Source organism: Thermotoga maritima MSB8 (assembly GCF_000008545.1).
In the GTDB taxonomy this organism is placed as follows: Bacteria; Thermotogota; Thermotogae; order Thermotogales; family Thermotogaceae; genus Thermotoga; species Thermotoga maritima.
On the sequence record NC_000853.1, the window covers coordinates 205,761 to 223,225 of the forward strand.

General features: G+C 47.3%; 15 protein-coding genes, 6 tRNA genes and 1 pseudogene. 10 read left to right on the forward strand and 12 right to left on the reverse strand.

Annotated elements, in window-relative coordinates:
• Positions 1-54 precede the first annotated feature (54 nt).
• From TM_RS00970 to TM_RS01000, 7 genes are all read right to left on the reverse strand, one after another.
• Positions 55-318 carry a stage V sporulation protein S gene (locus TM_RS00970; protein ID WP_004082838.1) on the reverse strand — a complete coding sequence of 88 codons (264 nt, stop codon included), beginning with the start codon at positions 316-318 and terminating at the stop codon, positions 55-57.
• Between the two features lie 70 nt (positions 319-388).
• Positions 389-465: transfer RNA gene (locus TM_RS00975), tRNA-Arg, on the reverse strand.
• Between the two features lie 5 nt (positions 466-470).
• Positions 471-546 (reverse strand) — tRNA-His (locus tag TM_RS00980).
• An 11-nt stretch (positions 547-557) separates the two neighbouring features.
• Positions 558-634: transfer RNA gene (locus TM_RS00985), tRNA-Arg, on the reverse strand.
• An 11-nt stretch (positions 635-645) separates the two neighbouring features.
• Positions 646-721, reverse strand: a tRNA-Gly gene (locus tag TM_RS00990).
• Positions 722-809: 88 nt separating this feature from the next.
• Positions 810-1,598, reverse strand: coding sequence for an ABC transporter permease (locus TM_RS00995; RefSeq protein ID WP_164924970.1), 789 nt, complete (start codon positions 1,596-1,598; stop codon positions 810-812).
• Positions 1,598-2,218, reverse strand: a complete 621-nt coding sequence (locus TM_RS01000; RefSeq protein WP_004082842.1) for an ABC transporter ATP-binding protein — start codon at positions 2,216-2,218, stop codon at positions 1,598-1,600. The genes TM_RS00995 and TM_RS01000 overlap by 1 nt, the downstream gene beginning before the upstream one ends.
• 54 nt (positions 2,219-2,272) lie before the next feature.
• Here TM_RS01000 and TM_RS01005 point away from each other — a divergent pair.
• A tRNA-Ser gene (locus tag TM_RS01005) sits at positions 2,273-2,362 on the forward strand.
• 13 nt (positions 2,363-2,375) lie between these two features.
• Positions 2,376-2,452 (forward strand) — tRNA-Arg (locus tag TM_RS01010).
• Positions 2,453-2,467: 15 nt separating this feature from the next.
• Here TM_RS01010 and TM_RS09785 read toward each other — a convergent pair.
• A pseudogene (locus tag TM_RS09785) lies at positions 2,468-3,331 on the reverse strand (hypothetical protein); the annotation flags it as partial.
• Between TM_RS09785 and TM_RS01020 the strand changes: the two are divergent.
• Positions 3,297-3,788: an adenosine-specific kinase gene (locus TM_RS01020; protein ID WP_004082847.1), complete on the forward strand. Its 492-nt coding sequence runs from the start codon at positions 3,297-3,299 to the stop codon at positions 3,786-3,788. The pseudogene TM_RS09785 and the gene TM_RS01020 overlap by 35 nt on opposite strands.
• A gap of 8 nt (positions 3,789-3,796) precedes the next feature.
• Here the strand turns inward: TM_RS01020 and ttuA are convergent, their stop codons facing one another.
• Entirely contained in the window at positions 3,797-4,711 is a 915-nt protein-coding gene (ttuA, locus tag TM_RS01025; RefSeq protein WP_004082849.1) for a tRNA-5-methyluridine(54) 2-sulfurtransferase, read from the reverse strand.
• Positions 4,712-4,926: 215 nt separating this feature from the next.
• Between ttuA and TM_RS01030 the strand changes: the two genes are divergently transcribed.
• The 7 genes from TM_RS01030 (at position 4,927) to TM_RS01060 (ending at position 13,941) form a co-directional block, all read left to right on the forward strand.
• A complete protein-coding gene (locus TM_RS01030; protein WP_004082850.1) occupies positions 4,927-7,389 on the forward strand; it encodes an ATP-dependent Clp protease ATP-binding subunit in 2,463 nt (820 codons plus the stop codon).
• Positions 7,386-8,708, forward strand: coding sequence for a DNA repair protein RadA (radA, locus tag TM_RS01035; RefSeq protein WP_004082860.1), 1,323 nt, complete (start codon positions 7,386-7,388; stop codon positions 8,706-8,708). The genes TM_RS01030 and radA overlap by 4 nt, the downstream gene beginning before the upstream one ends.
• Positions 8,686-9,744, forward strand: coding sequence for a DNA integrity scanning diadenylate cyclase DisA (gene disA, locus TM_RS01040; RefSeq protein ID WP_004082863.1), 1,059 nt, complete (start codon positions 8,686-8,688; stop codon positions 9,742-9,744). Before radA ends, disA begins: the two co-directional genes overlap by 23 nt.
• A 96-nt stretch (positions 9,745-9,840) precedes the next feature.
• Positions 9,841-11,589 (forward strand): NADH-dependent [FeFe] hydrogenase, group A6, encoded by a 1,749-nt coding sequence (locus TM_RS01045; protein ID WP_004082865.1) that lies wholly within the window; start codon positions 9,841-9,843, stop codon positions 11,587-11,589.
• A gap of 44 nt (positions 11,590-11,633) precedes the next feature.
• Positions 11,634-12,536 (forward strand): ABC transporter substrate-binding protein, encoded by a 903-nt coding sequence (locus tag TM_RS01050; RefSeq protein ID WP_004082867.1) that lies wholly within the window; start codon positions 11,634-11,636, stop codon positions 12,534-12,536.
• The gene (locus TM_RS01055; protein ID WP_004082869.1) at positions 12,533-13,264 is read left to right on the forward strand and encodes an ABC transporter permease; all 732 of its coding nucleotides are present in this window, start codon (positions 12,533-12,535) and stop codon (positions 13,262-13,264) included. Before TM_RS01050 ends, TM_RS01055 begins: the two co-directional genes overlap by 4 nt.
• Positions 13,249-13,941 (forward strand): ABC transporter ATP-binding protein, encoded by a 693-nt coding sequence (locus tag TM_RS01060; protein ID WP_004082871.1) that lies wholly within the window; start codon positions 13,249-13,251, stop codon positions 13,939-13,941. The genes TM_RS01055 and TM_RS01060 overlap by 16 nt, the downstream gene beginning before the upstream one ends.
• Here TM_RS01060 and recG read toward each other — a convergent pair.
• The 3 genes from recG to TM_RS01075 all read right to left on the reverse strand — a co-directional run bounded on the left by recG (position 13,925) and on the right by TM_RS01075 (position 17,453).
• Positions 13,925-16,216 (reverse strand): ATP-dependent DNA helicase RecG, encoded by a 2,292-nt coding sequence (recG, locus tag TM_RS01065; RefSeq protein WP_008193905.1) that lies wholly within the window; start codon positions 16,214-16,216, stop codon positions 13,925-13,927. The genes TM_RS01060 and recG overlap by 17 nt on opposite strands.
• 98 nt (positions 16,217-16,314) lie before the next feature.
• The gene (hpt, locus tag TM_RS01070) at positions 16,315-16,827 is read right to left on the reverse strand and encodes a hypoxanthine phosphoribosyltransferase (RefSeq protein WP_004082875.1); all 513 of its coding nucleotides are present in this window, start codon (positions 16,825-16,827) and stop codon (positions 16,315-16,317) included.
• Positions 16,827-17,453 (reverse strand): MBL fold metallo-hydrolase, encoded by a 627-nt coding sequence (locus TM_RS01075; RefSeq protein ID WP_004082876.1) that lies wholly within the window; start codon positions 17,451-17,453, stop codon positions 16,827-16,829. Before TM_RS01075 ends, hpt begins: the two co-directional genes overlap by 1 nt.
• Between the last annotated feature and the right edge of the window lie 12 nt (positions 17,454-17,465).

The window sequence follows — 17,465 nt, forward strand, 5'->3', positions numbered from 1 at the left end:
AAAACAAAAATCCCCGCAAATGCGGGGATTTCGTTTGCTTTTTCTTGTGAAAACTCAGTCTTTCGGGAAGACAATGAACTTGATTGCCGTTCTGGTTTCTCCGTTGATCTGAACTTCCGCGAAAGCGGGAACGCAAACGAGGTTGATTCCACTTGGAGCAAGATAACCCCTTGCGATGGCTATGGCCTTCACGGCCTGGTTAACAGCACCCGCTCCAATTGCCTGAAGCTCGGCCTTTCCTTTTTCTCTGATAACTCCTGCGAGAGCTCCTGCGACTTTGTTGGGGTTGGAATTAGAAGCAACCTTGAGTACTTCCATGTGTTTCTACCTCCTCTACGGTGAGTGTTCTTCTATGCCCTTCAACGACATTGGTTTATTGGTTTTCGAGTGGCGCGCCCGGCAGGACTCGAACCCGCAACCATCGGATCCGAAGTCCGACGCTCTATCCAGTTGAGCTACGGGCGCGTCGCTGGGGTGACCAGCGGGACTCGAACCCGCGACCACCTGATCCACAGTCAGGCGCTCTACCAACTGAGCTATGGTCACCACGAAAAAAATGGCGCGCCCGGCAGGACTCGAACCTGCAACCCTCGGATTAGAAATCCGATGCTCTATCCTGTTGAGCTACGGGCGCACCAGAAACGTTGGAGCGGGCGACGGGACTCGAACCCGCAACCCTCGGCTTGGAAGGCCGATGCTCTACCAGTTGAGCTACACCCGCCCTTCAAAGACCCTCCAAGCACTAAAAATATTATCATAACTCTTTGGGAACGTCAAGTGGGATATACAACGTGTGAGTTTTGAAGTTCTCAAACGATCAGCTGATTTTCTCTGTTGAAGAAAGCTTTGTATCCCAGATAGAGAAACACGCTCACACTGATCGTGACTTCACCAAGTATTCCAAGCATTATTGCGATCTGATACTTTATCGCAGTGATCGGAGAGGCTCCAGAGAGGATCTGTCCCGTCATCATCCCGGGGAGGAACACGATACCCATACCAATCATGGAGTTGAGAGTTGGCAGTATCGCCGAATCGAACGCCCTGTCACTGAACATTCTCACAGCATCTTTTGGCCTTGCACCCAGCATCAAAGCGGCTTCCACAATATCTTTTTGAATCGTTATTGACTCAGAGAGTGTCTTCACTCCGAGTGAAACACCGGTCATGGAGTTTCCGATGATCATACCCGCAAGAGGGATCACGTACCTCGGATCGAACCAGGGAGAGATCCTGACTACCACGTACAGAAAGTACACGAGACTGAGAAGCGTTCCTGTGCTCACAGAGATCGCTATGAAGAGCTCCAGACGTTTTTTCACCCTTGCAGGAAGAGAGAGCCTTGCCCTTTTGTAAACGTTGTAGATGGCGAAGATCTCCATAACGAGAACTGCCAGAATTGTGTAGAGAGGTGAAGGGTGATCGAGTATGTAACTCAGTACAAATCCTGCCATCACCAGCTGGAAAGTCATCCTGATAGATGCCACCAGAACTTCCTTTTCTCGCGGTATTCTTCTTATTCTCAGTATGAGCATCAGAACCACAACGAAAATGTAGGCGCTCAAAAGCTGTATCAGACCGATATCAACTGGTCCCATCACAAAACCCTCCCGTTTTTGAGTTCGATCAACACGTCTGCGAATTTTCTCAATTCCGGGTTATGAGTCACCATGACAAGCGTTTTTCCCCGACTTTTTGCAAAGTTGGACACTTTTTTGATGATTTCAATGCCGGTTTTTTCGTCCAGAGAGGAAGTGGGTTCATCGAGGAGCAACACCTCAGGATCCATGAGAAGAACCCTTGCCAGAGCGAGACGCTGTTTTTCACCGCCGGAGAACTTTTCTGGATCATCGTTCAGGTCTTTTTCGAGCATGACGAACTTTAGGATTTTTCTCAACTCTTCATCATGTGGAATCTTTTTTCCAGAAAATTTCAGGCCCATGAGGAGATTCTCCTTCACGTTGCCGGGAAACACAACGGGAAACTGAGGAAGCATCACCACTTTCCTTCTGAGTTCAACCGAGTCGATCTCCGTCAACGGTGTGCCCTTGAAGAAAATTTCTCCACTATCCGGTGAAATCAGTTTGTTCAGCATCTTTAGAAGAGTTGTTTTTCCCGTACCGCTCTTTCCTGTAATAACGGTAATTTTTCTGGCCGGTATGTGGAGTTCCTCGATGTTCAATATATCCTTGTATTTCACGTTCTTTAGAACAAACACGATCTTTCCTCCCCTTGAATATTTCTGGATATGTTGCTATAATAAATGGCAGGTGGAGAGGTGGCCGAGCGGCCTAAGGCGCTTGCCTGCTAAGCAAGTGTGGGGGTTTCCCCACCGTGGGTTCGAATCCCACCCTCTCCGCCAGTTTTTTATATATGTGCCCGTAGCTCAGTTGGATAGAGCGCCAGACTGCGGATCTGGAGGTTGGGGGTTCGAATCCCCCCGGGCACGCCATCTTTTTTCAAGGATCTCCCACACTATTCCGTATCTGTAACCCCTGGTGCTCACCGTCATCCTCGGCGAATATTTTCTCAAAAGAGCAATGGTCACGATTCCTCCTGCGAGTATTGTCTTCTCTCGTCCTTCAGGAAGCACTTTCAAGTTCTTCACGTCTTCAAAGCTCATCCTTTTGATCTTGTCCACGAGTTTTTCAACCTCTTCTAATTTTAAGACGCTTCCGTGAAGAATTTCTAGATCCCATTTCCCCTTCATCAATGCAGCGAGCGCGACAAAACTTCCCCCAACTCCAAAAAGCTCGTCCTTTTTTACCTCGGGAAGTCTCTTCATCACGTACTCAACTATTCCGTCCACCGGCTCGATGTAGGGAAGTGTTAGGGAAAAAGTGCGATTCAGAACGTGTGTTCCAAGTTCTAAACTCACGTATCCATCTTTCCAGGCGAGTTCGAGGCTACCTCCACCGAGGTCGGCCACCAGGATATCCTTTTTCCCGAAATCTTTCGCTACAGAAATATAAGAATAGTACGCTTCCTTTTCCTCCGGTAAAATCTCTCCCCTGCCCCCTGTTATCTGTTGGAAAATGTCGGGATGCTTCCTAAAAAATGCCGTTCCAAATATGTGAAGTTCCGCCCCCATTTTTTCAGCTTTTTCCACACATTCTTTGAACACCTCTTTCGCCTTCTCGAGGTTTCCGGAGGCTATTCCGACTTCGTGGACCTCTTCAAGAATGGTCTCTCCTTTCTCCGAAACGACAAGGAGAATGAAGGAGTTGGTTCCCATATCCAGCACTGCGATCATTTCCCCACCTCCTGGTGTTAGAATATTCCTGGGAGGTGAAAGCGTGAGTGTACAGCTCGAGGTCGTGGACGTGTCCATTCCAGAAAATGCCAATATTATTCTGGGACATTCTCATTTTATCAAGACGGTTGAGGATCTGTACGAGGTGATGGTGACAACGAATCCAAACCTCAAGTTCGGTATAGCCTTCAACGAAGCGAGTGGGCCATGTCTCATCAGGTACGAAGGAAACGACGAAGAGTTAGTGAATCAGGCGATCGAGACGGCAAAAAAGATAGGTGCCGGCCACACCTTTGTGATCTACATAAGGGGTGGTTACCCCATCAACATCCTGAACCAGATCAAAAACGTTCAGGAGGTATGCAGGATATACACGGCAACAGCGAATCCTTTACAGGTGATCGTTGGTATCACTTCTCAGGGAAGAGCGGTCCTCGGAGTGGTTGACGGGTACTCACCCAAGGGTGTGGAAGGTGAGGAAGACAAAAGGAAAAGACACGCGTTTCTTAGAGAGATCACAAAGTACAAAAAATGATCCCCCGCTTATGCGGGGGTTTTGTTTTTCCTTTTCTCTACCTGCTTTCTGAGTCTGCAGAAGGAACACACCTCTGCCGTCGTTGGATAACCACATTCTTTGCATTCCCTGAGTCCTTCCACTTCGAATTTTGGCTCTTTTTTTCTTTTCAAAAATCCAAGATAAAAATTCAGAGTGATTCCGGGTTGTTCTTCTTCGAGTTCCCGCAGGATCTTTTTGTATACGAGTGAAGTTGCTCCCACGGAGAATGGACAGGCCATCTCGAGGTGTGGTATCTCGTTCAGAGTTGCGTACAGTTTTATGTCTTCTTCGTAGTTCAAAACGAGTGGTTTGGCCTTTGGAACGAGTTTTTCATGGGTTTTTGGAAGGAGCGGCCACTGTCTCTCCAGATATCCTTCCTGCCAGTGAAGGATGTTTCCCAGCAAAACGGACGCCTCATCGTTCAGGTTGTGCCCCGTGACCACCACATCGTAACCGTTTTCGTAGGCAAATTTGTTCATGAGATACCTTCTCACGACCCCACAAATAGAACAAACAGGTCTCCTCAACATAATGGAGATTTCCTGAGTGGAAAGGCCTCCGAAGTATTCCGTTGCATCGACTATGTGAAGTTTAGTGTTGAGAAGCTCTGCGTTTTTTTCAACGATTTCCTGAGCTTTCTGAACCATTCCGCTTTTTCCGGCTCTGATGAATAGTGCGTCCACCTCGTAGCCAAGTTTTTTCAACATGTGCCACAGGGAAACACTGTCCTTTCCACCGGAAACAGCTATCAATATTTTCGAATTTCTGCCGAACATTTTGAACTTTTTTATCGCTTTCTCCACCCTTTGTTCTATGAATTCGTTGAAGTGTTCTTTGCAGAGCTTTATGTTGTAGTGTCTCAACTTAACCGAGGCGGGTTTTCCACACTTGGTACACTTCATTTTTTTCCCTCCTTTCGAGAAAAGTGTCGTTTAAATTCGGTTCGATTAAATTGTATCATGGATATTTCACCGGTTGTAGATCCGTACGAAAAATCGAATTCGGTGAATCTAATTGTTACCTTTTGCTTTACTTCTGAGAGAACTTTGAACATTTCTGAAAGATGTTATGTCCATAAGGGTGATATAATGAAATTGGAAGACCCGGAGGTGATACTATGTTTGATAAGTTCTCGGAGAAGACAGCTCAGATATTTGTAACAGCCCAGGAGGAGGCAAAAGAACTCGGGCATTCGTACGTCGGAACGGAGCACCTTCTGCTTGCAATTCTAAAAGTAGATAGAAGCCCGGCCGTCGAACTCCTGGAAGAAATGGGAGCCTCGTACTCCAAGGTGAGATCCGAGATCATCTCCATGGTTGGCATGGGGATGAGAGGCTTTGTCCCTTCTCCTCAGATGACTCCAAGAGCCAAAAGAGTGACTGAACTCGCATACGAAGAGGCGAAGATTCTTGGAAGTGACAAGATAAACCCGGAGCATCTTCTCCTTGGTATTCTGAGAGAGGGAGAAGGGATTGCAATACACATTCTGAGGAAACTCGGAGTAGATATCGCTACTCTGAGAAGAGAGATCATAGATATCTACTCCTACTCCTCGAACAAAAATCTGGAGTATGAGGAAGAGGAGGATTACACTTACAGAAGCGTGAAGCAACTTGAAGGCTTCGGTGTGAATCTCACAGAACTTGCAGCTAAGAAAGAACTCGACCCAGTTATTGGAAGAGAAGAAGAAATAGAGAGAGTGATGCAGGTCCTCGTCAGAAGGAAGAAAAACAATCCTGTTCTCATAGGAGATCCTGGAGTTGGAAAGACAGCGATAGTCGAAGGTCTGGCTCAGAGGATAGTCGCTGGAGATGTGCCCGAGATCTTGAAAAACAAGGTGATCTTCTCTCTTGACGTGGCAGCGCTGGTTGCGGGAACCAAATACAGAGGTGAATTCGAAAAGAGGATGAAGAAGCTCCTTCAGATCGTGACCAAGGATAAGAACATTATCCTCTTCATAGACGAGATACACACCATAGTTGGTGCTGGATCGGCTGAGGGAGCAATCGATGCTGCGAACATTTTGAAGCCTGCTCTCGCACGTGGAGAGATAAGCTGTATAGGTGCCACCACACCGGACGAATACAGAAGGTACATTGAAAAGGATGCGGCTCTGGAGAGAAGGTTTCAGAAGATATATGTGAAAGAACCAACTGAGGAAGAAACGCTCGAAATATTGAAAGGTTTGAAGAGAAAATACGAAGCGCATCATAAAGTGATTTATACCGACAAGGCTCTGGAGGCGGCCGTTTACCTTTCCAAGAGATACATAACCGATCACTATCTACCTGACAAGGCGATCGATGTGATAGACGAGGCAGGTGCCAGAGCGAGATTGAAGGTGTTCGTGCTTCCTCCAGAACTGAAGGATATGAAGCTAGAACTGGAAAGAATAAGAAGCGATAAGGAGCTCGCTGTTCTGAACCAGGATTACGAAAAGGCTGCACAACTGAAAGAAGAAGAGATGGAGCTGGAGGCGGAATACAGAAAAAGGTACGCAGAGTGGAGAAGACGCGCAGAAACAGCTGTGGTAAAGGTGGATGTAGACGACGTGGCTGAAGTGGTGTCTTCCTGGACGGGTGTTCCTCTCAGAAAGATCGAGGAAACAGAAGTCGAAAAGCTTCTCAATCTCGAAGAGGCTCTCCACCAGAGAATCGTTGCTCAGGACGAAGCCATAAAAGCTGTAGCCAGGGCCATAAGAAGAGCAAGAAGCGGTTTGAAGGATCCAAGAAGGCCGATAGGTGTGTTCCTGTTCCTCGGTCCAACGGGTGTTGGAAAGACAGAGCTTGCAAAGGCGCTCGCAGAGTACCTGTTCGGGGATGAAAGGGCCCTCATCAGGTTCGACATGAGCGAATACATGGAGAGGTTCTCCGTTTCGAGGCTCATAGGAGCACCTCCAGGATATGTGGGTTACGAAGAGGGAGGTACTCTCACGGAAAAAGTGAGAAGAAGACCGTTCTCGGTGATCCTGTTCGACGAAATAGAGAAAGCACATCCGGACGTGTTCAACATACTGCTCCAGATAATGGACGATGGAAGACTCACGGATTCCCAGGGACGTGAAGTTGATTTCAGGAACACGATCATCATCATGACCAGCAACATCGGAAGCTCTTACATCAACAAATCCAAGAGAACTCTTGGGTTTGTGGGTGACAACAACGAAGAGAAGGAATTCGAGAAAATAAAGGATCTCGTTCTGGAAGAGGTGAAAAGAACGTTCAGACCTGAGTTCCTGAACAGGATCGATGAAACGATCATATTCCATCCGTTGAAGAAGGAACACATCGAACAGATCATCGACATACTCTTGAGAGACCTCAGAAAGAGACTCTCGGAGAAGAACATGAAGCTTGTACTGACAAAGAGTGCAAAAGAGTTCCTGGTCGAAAAAGGATTCGATCCGGTGTACGGAGCAAGACCTCTGAAGAGGGCCATACAAAGATACGTGGAAGATCCTCTCTCTGAGGAGATCCTGAGAGGCAAGTTCAACGAAGGAGATACGATCGTCTGTAGGGCTCGCAAAGATGCTCTTCGATTCACCAGAAAGGGTGAAAAGAAGGAGAAGGTGGTCCAGTGAAGAAGTTCGTCTGTTCCAACTGCGGCTACGTTTCTCCAAAATGGTTCGGAAGGTGCCCTCAGTGCGGTGAATACGATACAGCAGAAGAGGTTCAAAGAAGAAAAAACAGGGAGGGGAGCCCCTCCCTGTTTTTAAATTTAGAAGACGCTGGAGAAATTTCCCTTGAAAGGCTATCCACTGGCTTTTCAGAACTGGACAGGGCTTTCAGGGGAGGAATTGTCCCCGGACAGGTGATCCTGCTCTCCGGTGAACCCGGGATAGGAAAGAGCACGATAGCGCTTCAAATCGCTGAAAGGTTCGCTGAAAGAGGACTGGTTGTTTACGTTTCCGGTGAAGAATCCCCTCAGCAGTTGAAATTGAGGGCGGACAGGCTTCTGTTGAAGAGGAAAAAGGACATCCTTTTGACCTTGGAGAACGACATCGATGAAATAATATCTTCTCTACAAAACAAAAGAGTGAGTTTTATGGTGGTTGACTCTATTCAAACGGTTTTTTCTTCGGATCTTGGAAGCAGTCCTGGAAGCATCTCTCAGGTAAAAAACGTGACGATGAAAACGATCGACTTCGCGAAGAGAAGAGGTGTGCCAGTTCTCCTGGTGGGACATGTGACGAAAGAAGGGGAAATAGCAGGACCGAAACTGGTGGAACACATGGTGGACACCGTGGCGTATTTTGAAGGGGACAGACGTACAGGATTGAGACTCTTGAAGATTACAAAGAACAGATTCGGACCTTCCGACGAAGTGGCGGTCTTTGAGCTCAAAGAAAACGGTTTCGTCCAGGTGGAGAATCCTTCCTTTACTGAAGGAGATGCGGATCTTCCAGGAAATGTCCTCACGTGTGTTTTTGAAGGCACGAAGCCCTTTGTTGTGCAGATACAGGCACTCGTCTCCAAGAACAGAACGTTCTCTCCCAAGAGGGTGTGTAAAGGCGTAGATGTGAACAGAGTGATGCTTTTGATTGCCGTGATCAGTAAATATCTGAAGCTTCCCATAGAAACACACGATGTTTATGTCAACGTTGTAGGGGGACTCAGAGTAACGGATCCCGCAGCGGATCTTGCGATAGCGCTTTCCATTGTGTCTTCCTATCTGGAAGTTTCCCTGCACAACACGGCGGCCGTTGGCGAAATTGGTTTGGATGGAAGGGTGAGGAAGGTTTACAATATTAATAGAAGATTGAACTCTTTGAAGAGTTCTGGAAGGATAATAGTTCCTCCGATCGAAGAAGAGCAAAAAGGAGTTTTTGAGGTGCGTGACCTCAAAGAGGCCGTCTCTATAATTGGGGGTGAAATCCTTGGTACCCCAGGAGCTGATTGAAAAGATAAAACTCATATCACCGGGAACGGAGTTGAGAAAAGCACTGGATGACATAATCAATGCCAACTTTGGTGCGCTTATTTTTCTTGTTGATGATCCAAAAAAATACGAAGATGTTATCCAAGGGGGATTCTGGCTGGACACCGATTTCTCGGCGGAGAAACTGTACGAGCTTTCAAAAATGGATGGTGCGATAGTTCTTTCTGAGGATATCACAAAGATATACTACGCGAATGTTCATCTTGTGCCGGATCCTACGATACCAACGGGAGAAACCGGTACAAGACACAGAACGGCAGAAAGGCTGGCGAAACAAACGGGAAAAGTCGTGATAGCAGTTTCAAGAAGGAGGAATATCATCTCACTCTACTATAAAAATTACAAGTACGTTGTGAACCAGGTGGATTTTCTCATATCGAAAGTGACGCAGGCGATCAGCACTCTGGAAAAATACAAGGACAATTTCAACAAACTTCTTTCGGAACTTGAAGTTCTGGAACTGGAGAACAGAGTCACTCTCGCTGACGTGGTGAGGACACTGGCAAAAGGGTTCGAGCTTTTGAGGATAGTAGAGGAGATAAGACCCTACATAGTAGAGCTCGGTGAGGAAGGAAGACTCGCAAGGATGCAGCTCAGGGAGTTGACGGAAGACGTGGACGACCTTCTGGTTCTTCTCATAATGGATTACTCTTCCGAAGAGGTGGAAGAAGAAACGGCTCAAAATATCTTGCAGGATTTCATCACAAGGAGAGAACCGTCTCCCATTTCGATTTCCAGAGTTTTGGGATACGATGTGCAGCAAGCCGCACAGTTGGACGATGTACTTGTTTCCGCAAGAGGCTACAGACTCCTTAAAACAGTGGCGAGGATTCCGCTCAGCATAGGATACAACGTGGTCAGAATGTTCAAAACACTCGATCAGATCAGCAAAGCTTCTGTTGAGGACTTGAAGAAAGTCGAGGGAATAGGAGAAAAAAGAGCGCGGGCCATTTCAGAAAGTATCAGTTCCTTGAAGCATAGAAAAACTTCCGAGTAGTTGTGGTAATATATCCCAATGAGGAGGTTTTTTAAAAATAATTTGAGAAATTTATCACAAAATGGTGAAACCAATTCTGTGAGGAGGTGCTTTGCCTTGGCGGACGTGACGGTTGTTATAAATGGTAGAACGCTCACGGTACCTGACAACTTGACGGTCATTGAAGCCTGTGAAAAGGCGGGAATAGAAATTCCTGCTTTGTGTCACCATCCAAGACTCGGGGAATCAATAGGTGCGTGTAGAGTCTGTGTCGTTGAGGTGGAAGGAGCGAGGAATCTTCAACCTGCGTGTGTGACAAAAGTGAGAGATGGTATGGTGATAAAGACCTCCTCTGACAGGGTAAAAACAGCCAGGAAGTTCAACCTCGCGCTTCTTCTCTCTGAACATCCCAACGATTGTATGACGTGTGAAGCGAATGGAAGGTGTGAGTTCCAGGATCTGATCTACAAGTACGATGTGGAACCCATTTTCGGATACGGTACTAAAGAAGGGTTGGTCGACAGGAGCAGCCCTGCTATAGTCAGAGATCTTTCCAAATGTATCAAATGCCAGCGCTGTGTTAGAGCATGTTCCGAACTTCAGGGAATGCACATCTACTCTATGGTGGAGAGGGGCCACAGAACTTATCCCGGCACTCCTTTCGACATGCCTGTTTATGAAACAGATTGTATAGGTTGTGGTCAGTGTGCTGCGTTCTGTCCAACGGGTGCTATAGTCGAAAATTCGGCGGTAAAGGTTGTTCTGGAGGAACTGGAGAAGAAGGAAAAGATCCTCGTTGTTCAAACTGCACCTTCAGTGAGAGTGGCGATTGGCGAAGAATTTGGATACGCTCCCGGTACCATTTCTACTGGCCAGATGGTTGCTGCCCTCAGAAGACTCGGTTTCGATTACGTCTTCGACACGAACTTTGGGGCAGACCTCACCATAATGGAAGAAGGAAGTGAATTTCTCGAAAGACTCGAAAAAGGCGACCTTGAAGACCTCCCCATGTTCACTTCTTGTTGTCCTGGTTGGGTGAACCTTGTGGAAAAGGTCTATCCCGAACTCAGAACGAGGCTTTCCTCTGCCAAGTCTCCACAGGGAATGCTCTCCGCTATGGTGAAGACCTACTTCGCGGAGAAACTCGGAGTGAAACCGGAAGACATTTTCCACGTGTCCATCATGCCCTGTACCGCGAAGAAGGACGAGGCTCTGAGAAAACAGCTCATGGTGAACGGTGTTCCAGCGGTGGATGTTGTTCTCACCACAAGGGAACTTGGGAAGCTCATAAGGATGAAGAAGATACCGTTTGCAAACCTTCCAGAGGAAGAATACGACGCACCGCTTGGAATCTCTACGGGAGCGGCGGCACTCTTTGGCGTTACAGGCGGTGTGATGGAGGCTGCTTTGAGAACTGCGTACGAACTCAAAACGGGAAAGGCACTACCGAAGATCGTTTTTGAAGAGGTGAGAGGACTCAAAGGTGTCAGGGAAGCCGAAATAGATCTGGATGGCAAAAAGATAAGGATCGCTGTGGTTCACGGTACAGCCAACGTGAGAAATCTGGTGGAGAAGATTCTGAGAAGAGAAGTGAAGTATCATTTCGTTGAAGTGATGGCGTGTCCCGGCGGATGTATCGGTGGAGGAGGCCAGCCCTACAGCAGGGATCCAGAGATCCTCAGAAAGAGGGCGGAAGCCATCTACACCATCGACGAGAGAATGACTCTGAGGAAGTCCCACGAGAACCCTGCCATAAAGAAGCTGTACGAAGAGTACCTCGAACATCCGCTCAGTCACAAAGCTCACGAGCTGCTTCACACCTACTACGAAGACAGATCAAGGAAGAAAAGACTTGCGGTAAAATAAACAGGGAGGGGAAACCCTCCCTTTCTTTTTCAGGAGGTGATTAGATGAAGAAAGTAACGATCGTGGTTTTGCTCCTGACGATATCCATTCTTTTCGGAGAAACACTTTTGAATCCCCTCGGGCCCGCGTTGATTCCTGTTGTTCCTATCATGGACGGGAAGATACCGACGGATGTGAAGATCGAAATCTGGAAAAATCCAGAGGAAGCGGTTGCGAAGATAGTTTCAAAAGAGGTTGATTTCGCTGTTCTTCCCGTGACCGTTGGTGCGAATCTATACGGAAAGGGAGTAAGGATAAAACTCGTGGGTGTACACGAGTGGAAGGTGTTCTATCTTGTTGCATCTGATGATGCTACCTTTGATGGATGGGAGAGTCTTCGAGGGCAGGAAGTTTACACACCTCACGGAAGAGGACAGACGGTGGATGTTCTGATGAGGTACTTTTTATCAAAAGCAGGACTCACTCTCGACAGAGATGTGAAGATACTCTACGCACCTCCCCAGGAAATAGTCGCACTCTTCAAATCAGGAAAGGTGAAGTACGCGGCTCTTCCCGAACCATTCGTTTCCATGTGTCTTGACAGGGGAAAAGTGGTTCTAGATTTTCAGAAAGAGTGGGGAAAGGAACTGGGAGTACCCGGAAGGATTCCGATTGCCGGTCTGTTCGTGAGGGAAGGTGTGGACAAAGAAACCGTTGAAAAAGTAGAGAAAGCCCTCATAGATTCTATCAGGTGGATGAAAGAAAATCTCGATGAAACCGTTCAACTTTCTTCTGAAAAATTGGGTATTCCCGCAAAGATTCTGAAATCGTCACTGGAGAGAATAGAGTTCGAATATGTACCTGTTGAAAAATGCAGAGAGGAAGTCGAGACCTTTCTGAAAAAGCTGAACGAACTCTATCCCGAAGGGTTTGAAAAGATACCAGACGAAGGATTCTACTGGAAATGAGAGCGGTTTTTGGAATACTTCTTGTTCTGATAGCGTGGTACCTTTTGCACTTTCTTTTCCCATCTTCTCTCATATTGCCGGGTCCTGTGGAAACCTTCAAAGTCTTTATTAAAATGTTGAATCGTGAAACCTTCGAGGCCCTTTTGAGCACACTCTTGAAGGGCCTCGTTTCCACTTTCATCGTCATCGCTGTGGGACTTCCCGTTGGTTTCTTCATGGGTATCAGCGACAGGGTGTACGAATTTCTACGTCCTTTGGTCACGGTGGTGCAGGCGGTACCCGTTGTTTCCTGGCTCGTCGTTGTGATCTTTCTCTGGGGAATAGGCTGGCAGGGTCCTGTCGTCATCTCTTCCCTTTCCCTCATTCCAGTTGCCATTTTCACAACGGTTTCCGGGGTAAGAAGCGTGGACAGAAAGCTGTTGGAAGTGATGAAGGTCTACAGGGTGCCGCGGAGGATGATTTTGAAGGAGGTGTATCTTGGTTCGATCTGGCCCTTCGTTCTCTCGATTCTGGAGGTGTCTTCTGGAAACGTGTGGAAAGCGGTTGTTATGGGGGAGTACCTTTGCGGTGACAGTGGACTGGGAGTTCTGATATCCTGGGCACGGCAGTACGTGGACGTTCCTCGGGTGTACGCACTCACCATTTTCACAGTGGTTCTGGGGATATCTTTTGAAAGATCTGTGAAGGTTCTCGCAAGGAGAGTGTGGAAGAAGTGGAGGTTATCCTGAAGGTAGAAGGATTGAGGAAAGACTTCAACGGTGTTAAGGTGATAGAAAACTGGGGTTTTTCAGTTGGTAAGGGTGAAAGGGTGGCTCTTCTTGGGCCGTCTGGCTGTGGAAAAACAACCTTTTTGAGGATTGTATCAGGTCTTGAAGACTATCAGGGAAAGGTGAAGGTTTTCACGGATAAAATCGGATACGTGTTTCAGGAACCCAGGCTGATTCCGTGGAAAACGATAACGGAGAATTTGATGTTGATCAGAAGAGATACAGACAGAATAGCATCCCTTCTCGAGAAAGTGGAGCTGAAAGGTTTTGAAAATCACTATCCATGGCAACTCAGCGAGGGAATGAAACAGAGGGTAAACTTTGTGAGGGCACTCCTTGTGGATCCTGATCTTCTCCTTCTCGACGAACCTTTCGACGCACTGGACTTGAAGACAAAGATGAAGGTGATGGATTTGCTGGTTGATTTATGGCAGAAGAGGAGGTTCTCCATCGTTTTTGTGACACACAACGTGAAGGAGGCTGTTTTTCTGTCGGAAAGGATCTTTCTCCTATCGGGAAGGCCTTCAAAGATACTCGACGAAGTGAAGCTGAAAGAGAAAGCCATAGATTTCACTGATGAGAAATTGTTCAGGCTGGAAAAGATGGTGATCGAAAGGCTCCTCAACCTACTTCGATGAGTTTTATCTCTTCCGGGAGTTCTATTCCTTCCACGTCGATTTCCTGAACGTCTTCTCTTGCCCACTCCAAGAGTTTCAGATCTCTGTATAGATCGGCCACTTTGAAGCCGCTCAAACCGTGCTGTTTCACACCGAAGAACTCTCCAGGGCCCCTCGTTTTCAGGTCGTACTCGGCTATTTTGAACCCATCTGTGTTGAGTGTGAAGAATCTCAGCCTCTCCATTGCCTCCTCTCCCACGTCTCCAACAACGAGGAAGCAGTAAGCCTCCTGACCTCCCCTTCCCACTCTTCCACGAAGCTGGTGGAGCTGGGCGAGGCCAAACCTCTCTGGGTTTTCTATCACCATCACGTTCGCTCTCGGAACGTCTATCCCGACTTCTATAACCGTTGTGGAAACGAGGATGTCGTACCTTCCTTCGGCGAACTCTAACATGACTCTGTCCTTTTCTTCCTGAGAAAGCCGTCCGTGCATGAGACCCAGTTTGAACTCCGGGAAGACTTCTTTCGAGAGGTATTCGTACATCTCCACAGCGGACTTCACGTTCAGTTTGTCCGACTCTTCGATGAGCGGATAAACGATGAAAGCCTGTCCTCCCCTCATCACTTCTTGCCTCACGAACTCGTAGACTTCGTTCACTCTATCCATTGGAACGAGCATGGTCTGCACTTCTTTCCTTCCAGGAGGCATCTCGTCTATCACTGTGACATCGAGGTCCCCGTAGAAGGCAAGGGCCATGCTTCTGGGAATGGGAGTGGCACTCATCACCAGTGTGTCCACCATTTTTCCCTTGTTCATGAGGGCTTCTCTTTGCTTCACACCGAAGCGGTGCTGTTCGTCGATTATGACCAGTCCCAGGTTCTTGAAATGAACGTCTTCCTGTATCAGTGCGTGTGTTCCTATCACCACATCTATCTGACCGTTCCTGAGGCCGGATTTTATTTTCTCCTTCTCTGAGGGCGTGGTTGCTCCTATGAGGAGTGCCACGTGGATGTTGAACTTCGAAAAACTCTCGACGGTTCTTCTGTAGTGCTGGATCGCGAGGATCGAGGTTGGCACCATGAAGGCCGTCTGGAAACCCGCTTCGTAGTTGTCGAGTATGGCAAGCTGTGCCACGACGGTCTTTCCAGAACCCACATCTCCTTGAAGAAGCCTGTTCATCGGTTTTTCAGAGATCATATCGTTTCTTATCTCCTGGTGGGCTCTTTTTTGAGCATTTGTCAGCTTGAAGGGAAGGGACTTTATAAACTCCTCTGCGAGTTTTCCTTCTATTTTCTTTGGAATCCCTCCGTGCTTTTCCCGCTCTTTTCTGATCTTCTGGAAAGCCAACTGAAGTACGAAGAGTTCTTCGTAAGCCAGTCTCTCTCGGGCCTTTTCGAGGTGATAGAAGGTTTTGGGAAAGTGCATGCCGTAGTACGCGTCTTTCACACCAAGCAGTTTTCTCTTCTCAAGAATCCTTTCTGGAAGGGTTTCTTTCAACGAACAGCAGAGCGATGGGATGTTTTCCTCGAAGATCTTTCTCATTTGTTTTTGTGAAATTCCCGAGGTCAAACGGTATATGGGAAGTATCCTTCTTACATATTCTCCCTCTTTCGGTGTTACCTCGGCGTTGTGGATTTCGTACTGGCCCGTGTACGCGTTCGATTTCACGGTGCCGGTCACGAAAACTTCTTTTCCAGTGAGCTGTTTCAGATAGGTCTGGAGGTAGTCCTGGTTGAACCATTTCAAGGGAACGTGCACCAAACCGTCAGACAGAACGGCAGTCAAGATGTTCATGTTCTGGAATTTTTTTGTCTCAACGCTCACGATCTTTCCCTGGGTTGTCACCTTTTCACCGGGAAGGAGATCGTTCAGTTTGAAGATCTTTCTTCTGTCTTCGTAATCCCTCGGGAAGAACTCGAGGAGGTCTCTCAGCGTTTCTATTCCGAGTTTTTTTAGTTTCTTCTTTCTGTTGGGTCCCACTCCTTTTGCGTACTGGATATCCGTTGAGAGATCGACTTCTTCTCCAGAACATTCCAAATAGTCTATGAGAAACCAGCTTCTCAGCTTTTCTATCATTTCCAGAGATTTCTGGATTCTGTACCTTTTTCTTGCTTCCGGAAGGTTGGGAATTTCTTTCACGTAGTCAAGAAAAGCTTGAAGTTTCTCCTCGAGGTCTTTGTTTTCCAGTAAAGGATCATCCAGCTCCTTCAGGAGCTGGTGAATTCTCCGTGTGTTCACCTGATTCTTGAGCATTTTCTCGACTTCGTTGAGGAATTCTTCTAACAGTGTCGGCAACGCTTCACCCCACAAGAAAAGAGAGGATGTAAAGTATCTGGAACACAACAAAAGACACCATCATCAAAACGATGAGGGCGAAGACAAGCACGAACCCCTTATTCCACATAGCCTATGTAGGGAAGGTTTCGGTATTTTTCATCGATGTCGAGACCGTAACCAACCAGGAATTTATCATCCACTCTGAATCCCACGAAGTCCAGAGGAATTCCATGATCGTGGACGGTTTTTTCTATGAGACTCACTATCCTGAAATCTCTTGGATTGTATTTTTTCAGGTATCGGACTATGTGCTGCAAGGTGAGACCGGTGTCAACGATGTCTTCCACAAGGAGCACGTATTCATCGTGTATCGATTCATCGATCCAGGATTTCACTCTAATCTTTCCCGTTGAAGAGGTACCCTGATAGCTCGAGACATGAATGAAAGAGTATTTGACGTTCAGTTTCCTTATGTTCAACATGAGGTCGCTGAAGAAGTGTATGGATCCCTTCAAGATGCATACAGCGTGTATGGTGTCTGTTTTACCCAGGTAGTACTCTTCTATTTCCCGTGCCAGTTCCTTGATTCTCTTCTTGAGAGTCTCTTCGTCTATCAGCACCTTTATCATCACTGCACCTCCATGACGACTACTTTTCTTTCTTTCGGCTTTTCAAAGAGCTCGAGGATGTTTCCCACACGTTCGTACGAATCGAAGAGTTTCAAAAAATCATCAACGGGCAGGAGATTGAATTTCAGGTACTTCGTCTTGTAGTGCATCGGAATGATGACTTTCGCGTTCAGCAAATCCGCTACTTCCTTTGCCTCCTTTGGCCCAATGGTGTAAGTTCCACCGACGGGTACCAGCAGGACATCGATCTCACCTATTTCTTCTACCTGAGCGGGGGTAAGCACGTGTCCAAGGTCTCCCAGGTGGCATACTTTTATGCCTTCCCCTTCGAATACGAAGACGATGTTTTTGCCCCTTTCTCTTCCATGCGATGGGTCGTGAAAGGTCTCCACACCTTTTATTTTCACACCGTTCACGGTGTAAGCACCGGGTCTGTCTATCACACGGAAGTTTCCCTTCACAAGATGGTGAGCGTTGTGATCGAAATGCTGATGACTTTCCGTTACAACATCAGCGGTTACGTTTGGTATGGGATATCCCACACTCTCATCGAAAGGATCTGTAACGATCGTTTTTCCTTCCATCTCCAGGGCGAAGCATGCGTGTCCAAACCAGGTGATCTTCATAGCGATCCCCCC

What these genes read in the sequence shown, in the direction of transcription:
- TM_RS00970 (WP_004082838.1), bottom strand. Translation starts at nt 318, where the DNA reads ATGGAAGTACTCAAGGTTGCTTCTAATTCCAACCCCAACAAAGTCGCA.
- TM_RS00995 (WP_164924970.1), bottom strand. Translation starts at nt 1,598, where the DNA reads ATGGGACCAGTTGATATCGGTCTGATACAGCTTTTGAGCGCCTACATT.
- ttuA (WP_004082849.1), bottom strand. Translation starts at nt 4,711, where the DNA reads ATGAAGTGTACCAAGTGTGGAAAACCCGCCTCGGTTAAGTTGAGACAC.
- TM_RS01030 (WP_004082850.1), top strand. Translation starts at nt 4,927, where the DNA reads ATGTTTGATAAGTTCTCGGAGAAGACAGCTCAGATATTTGTAACAGCC.
- TM_RS01050 (WP_004082867.1), top strand. Translation starts at nt 11,634, where the DNA reads ATGAAGAAAGTAACGATCGTGGTTTTGCTCCTGACGATATCCATTCTT.
- TM_RS01055 (WP_004082869.1), top strand. Translation starts at nt 12,533, where the DNA reads ATGAGAGCGGTTTTTGGAATACTTCTTGTTCTGATAGCGTGGTACCTT.
- hpt (WP_004082875.1), bottom strand. Translation starts at nt 16,827, where the DNA reads ATGATAAAGGTGCTGATAGACGAAGAGACTCTCAAGAAGAGAATCAAG.
- TM_RS01075 (WP_004082876.1), bottom strand. Translation starts at nt 17,453, where the DNA reads ATGAAGATCACCTGGTTTGGACACGCATGCTTCGCCCTGGAGATGGAA.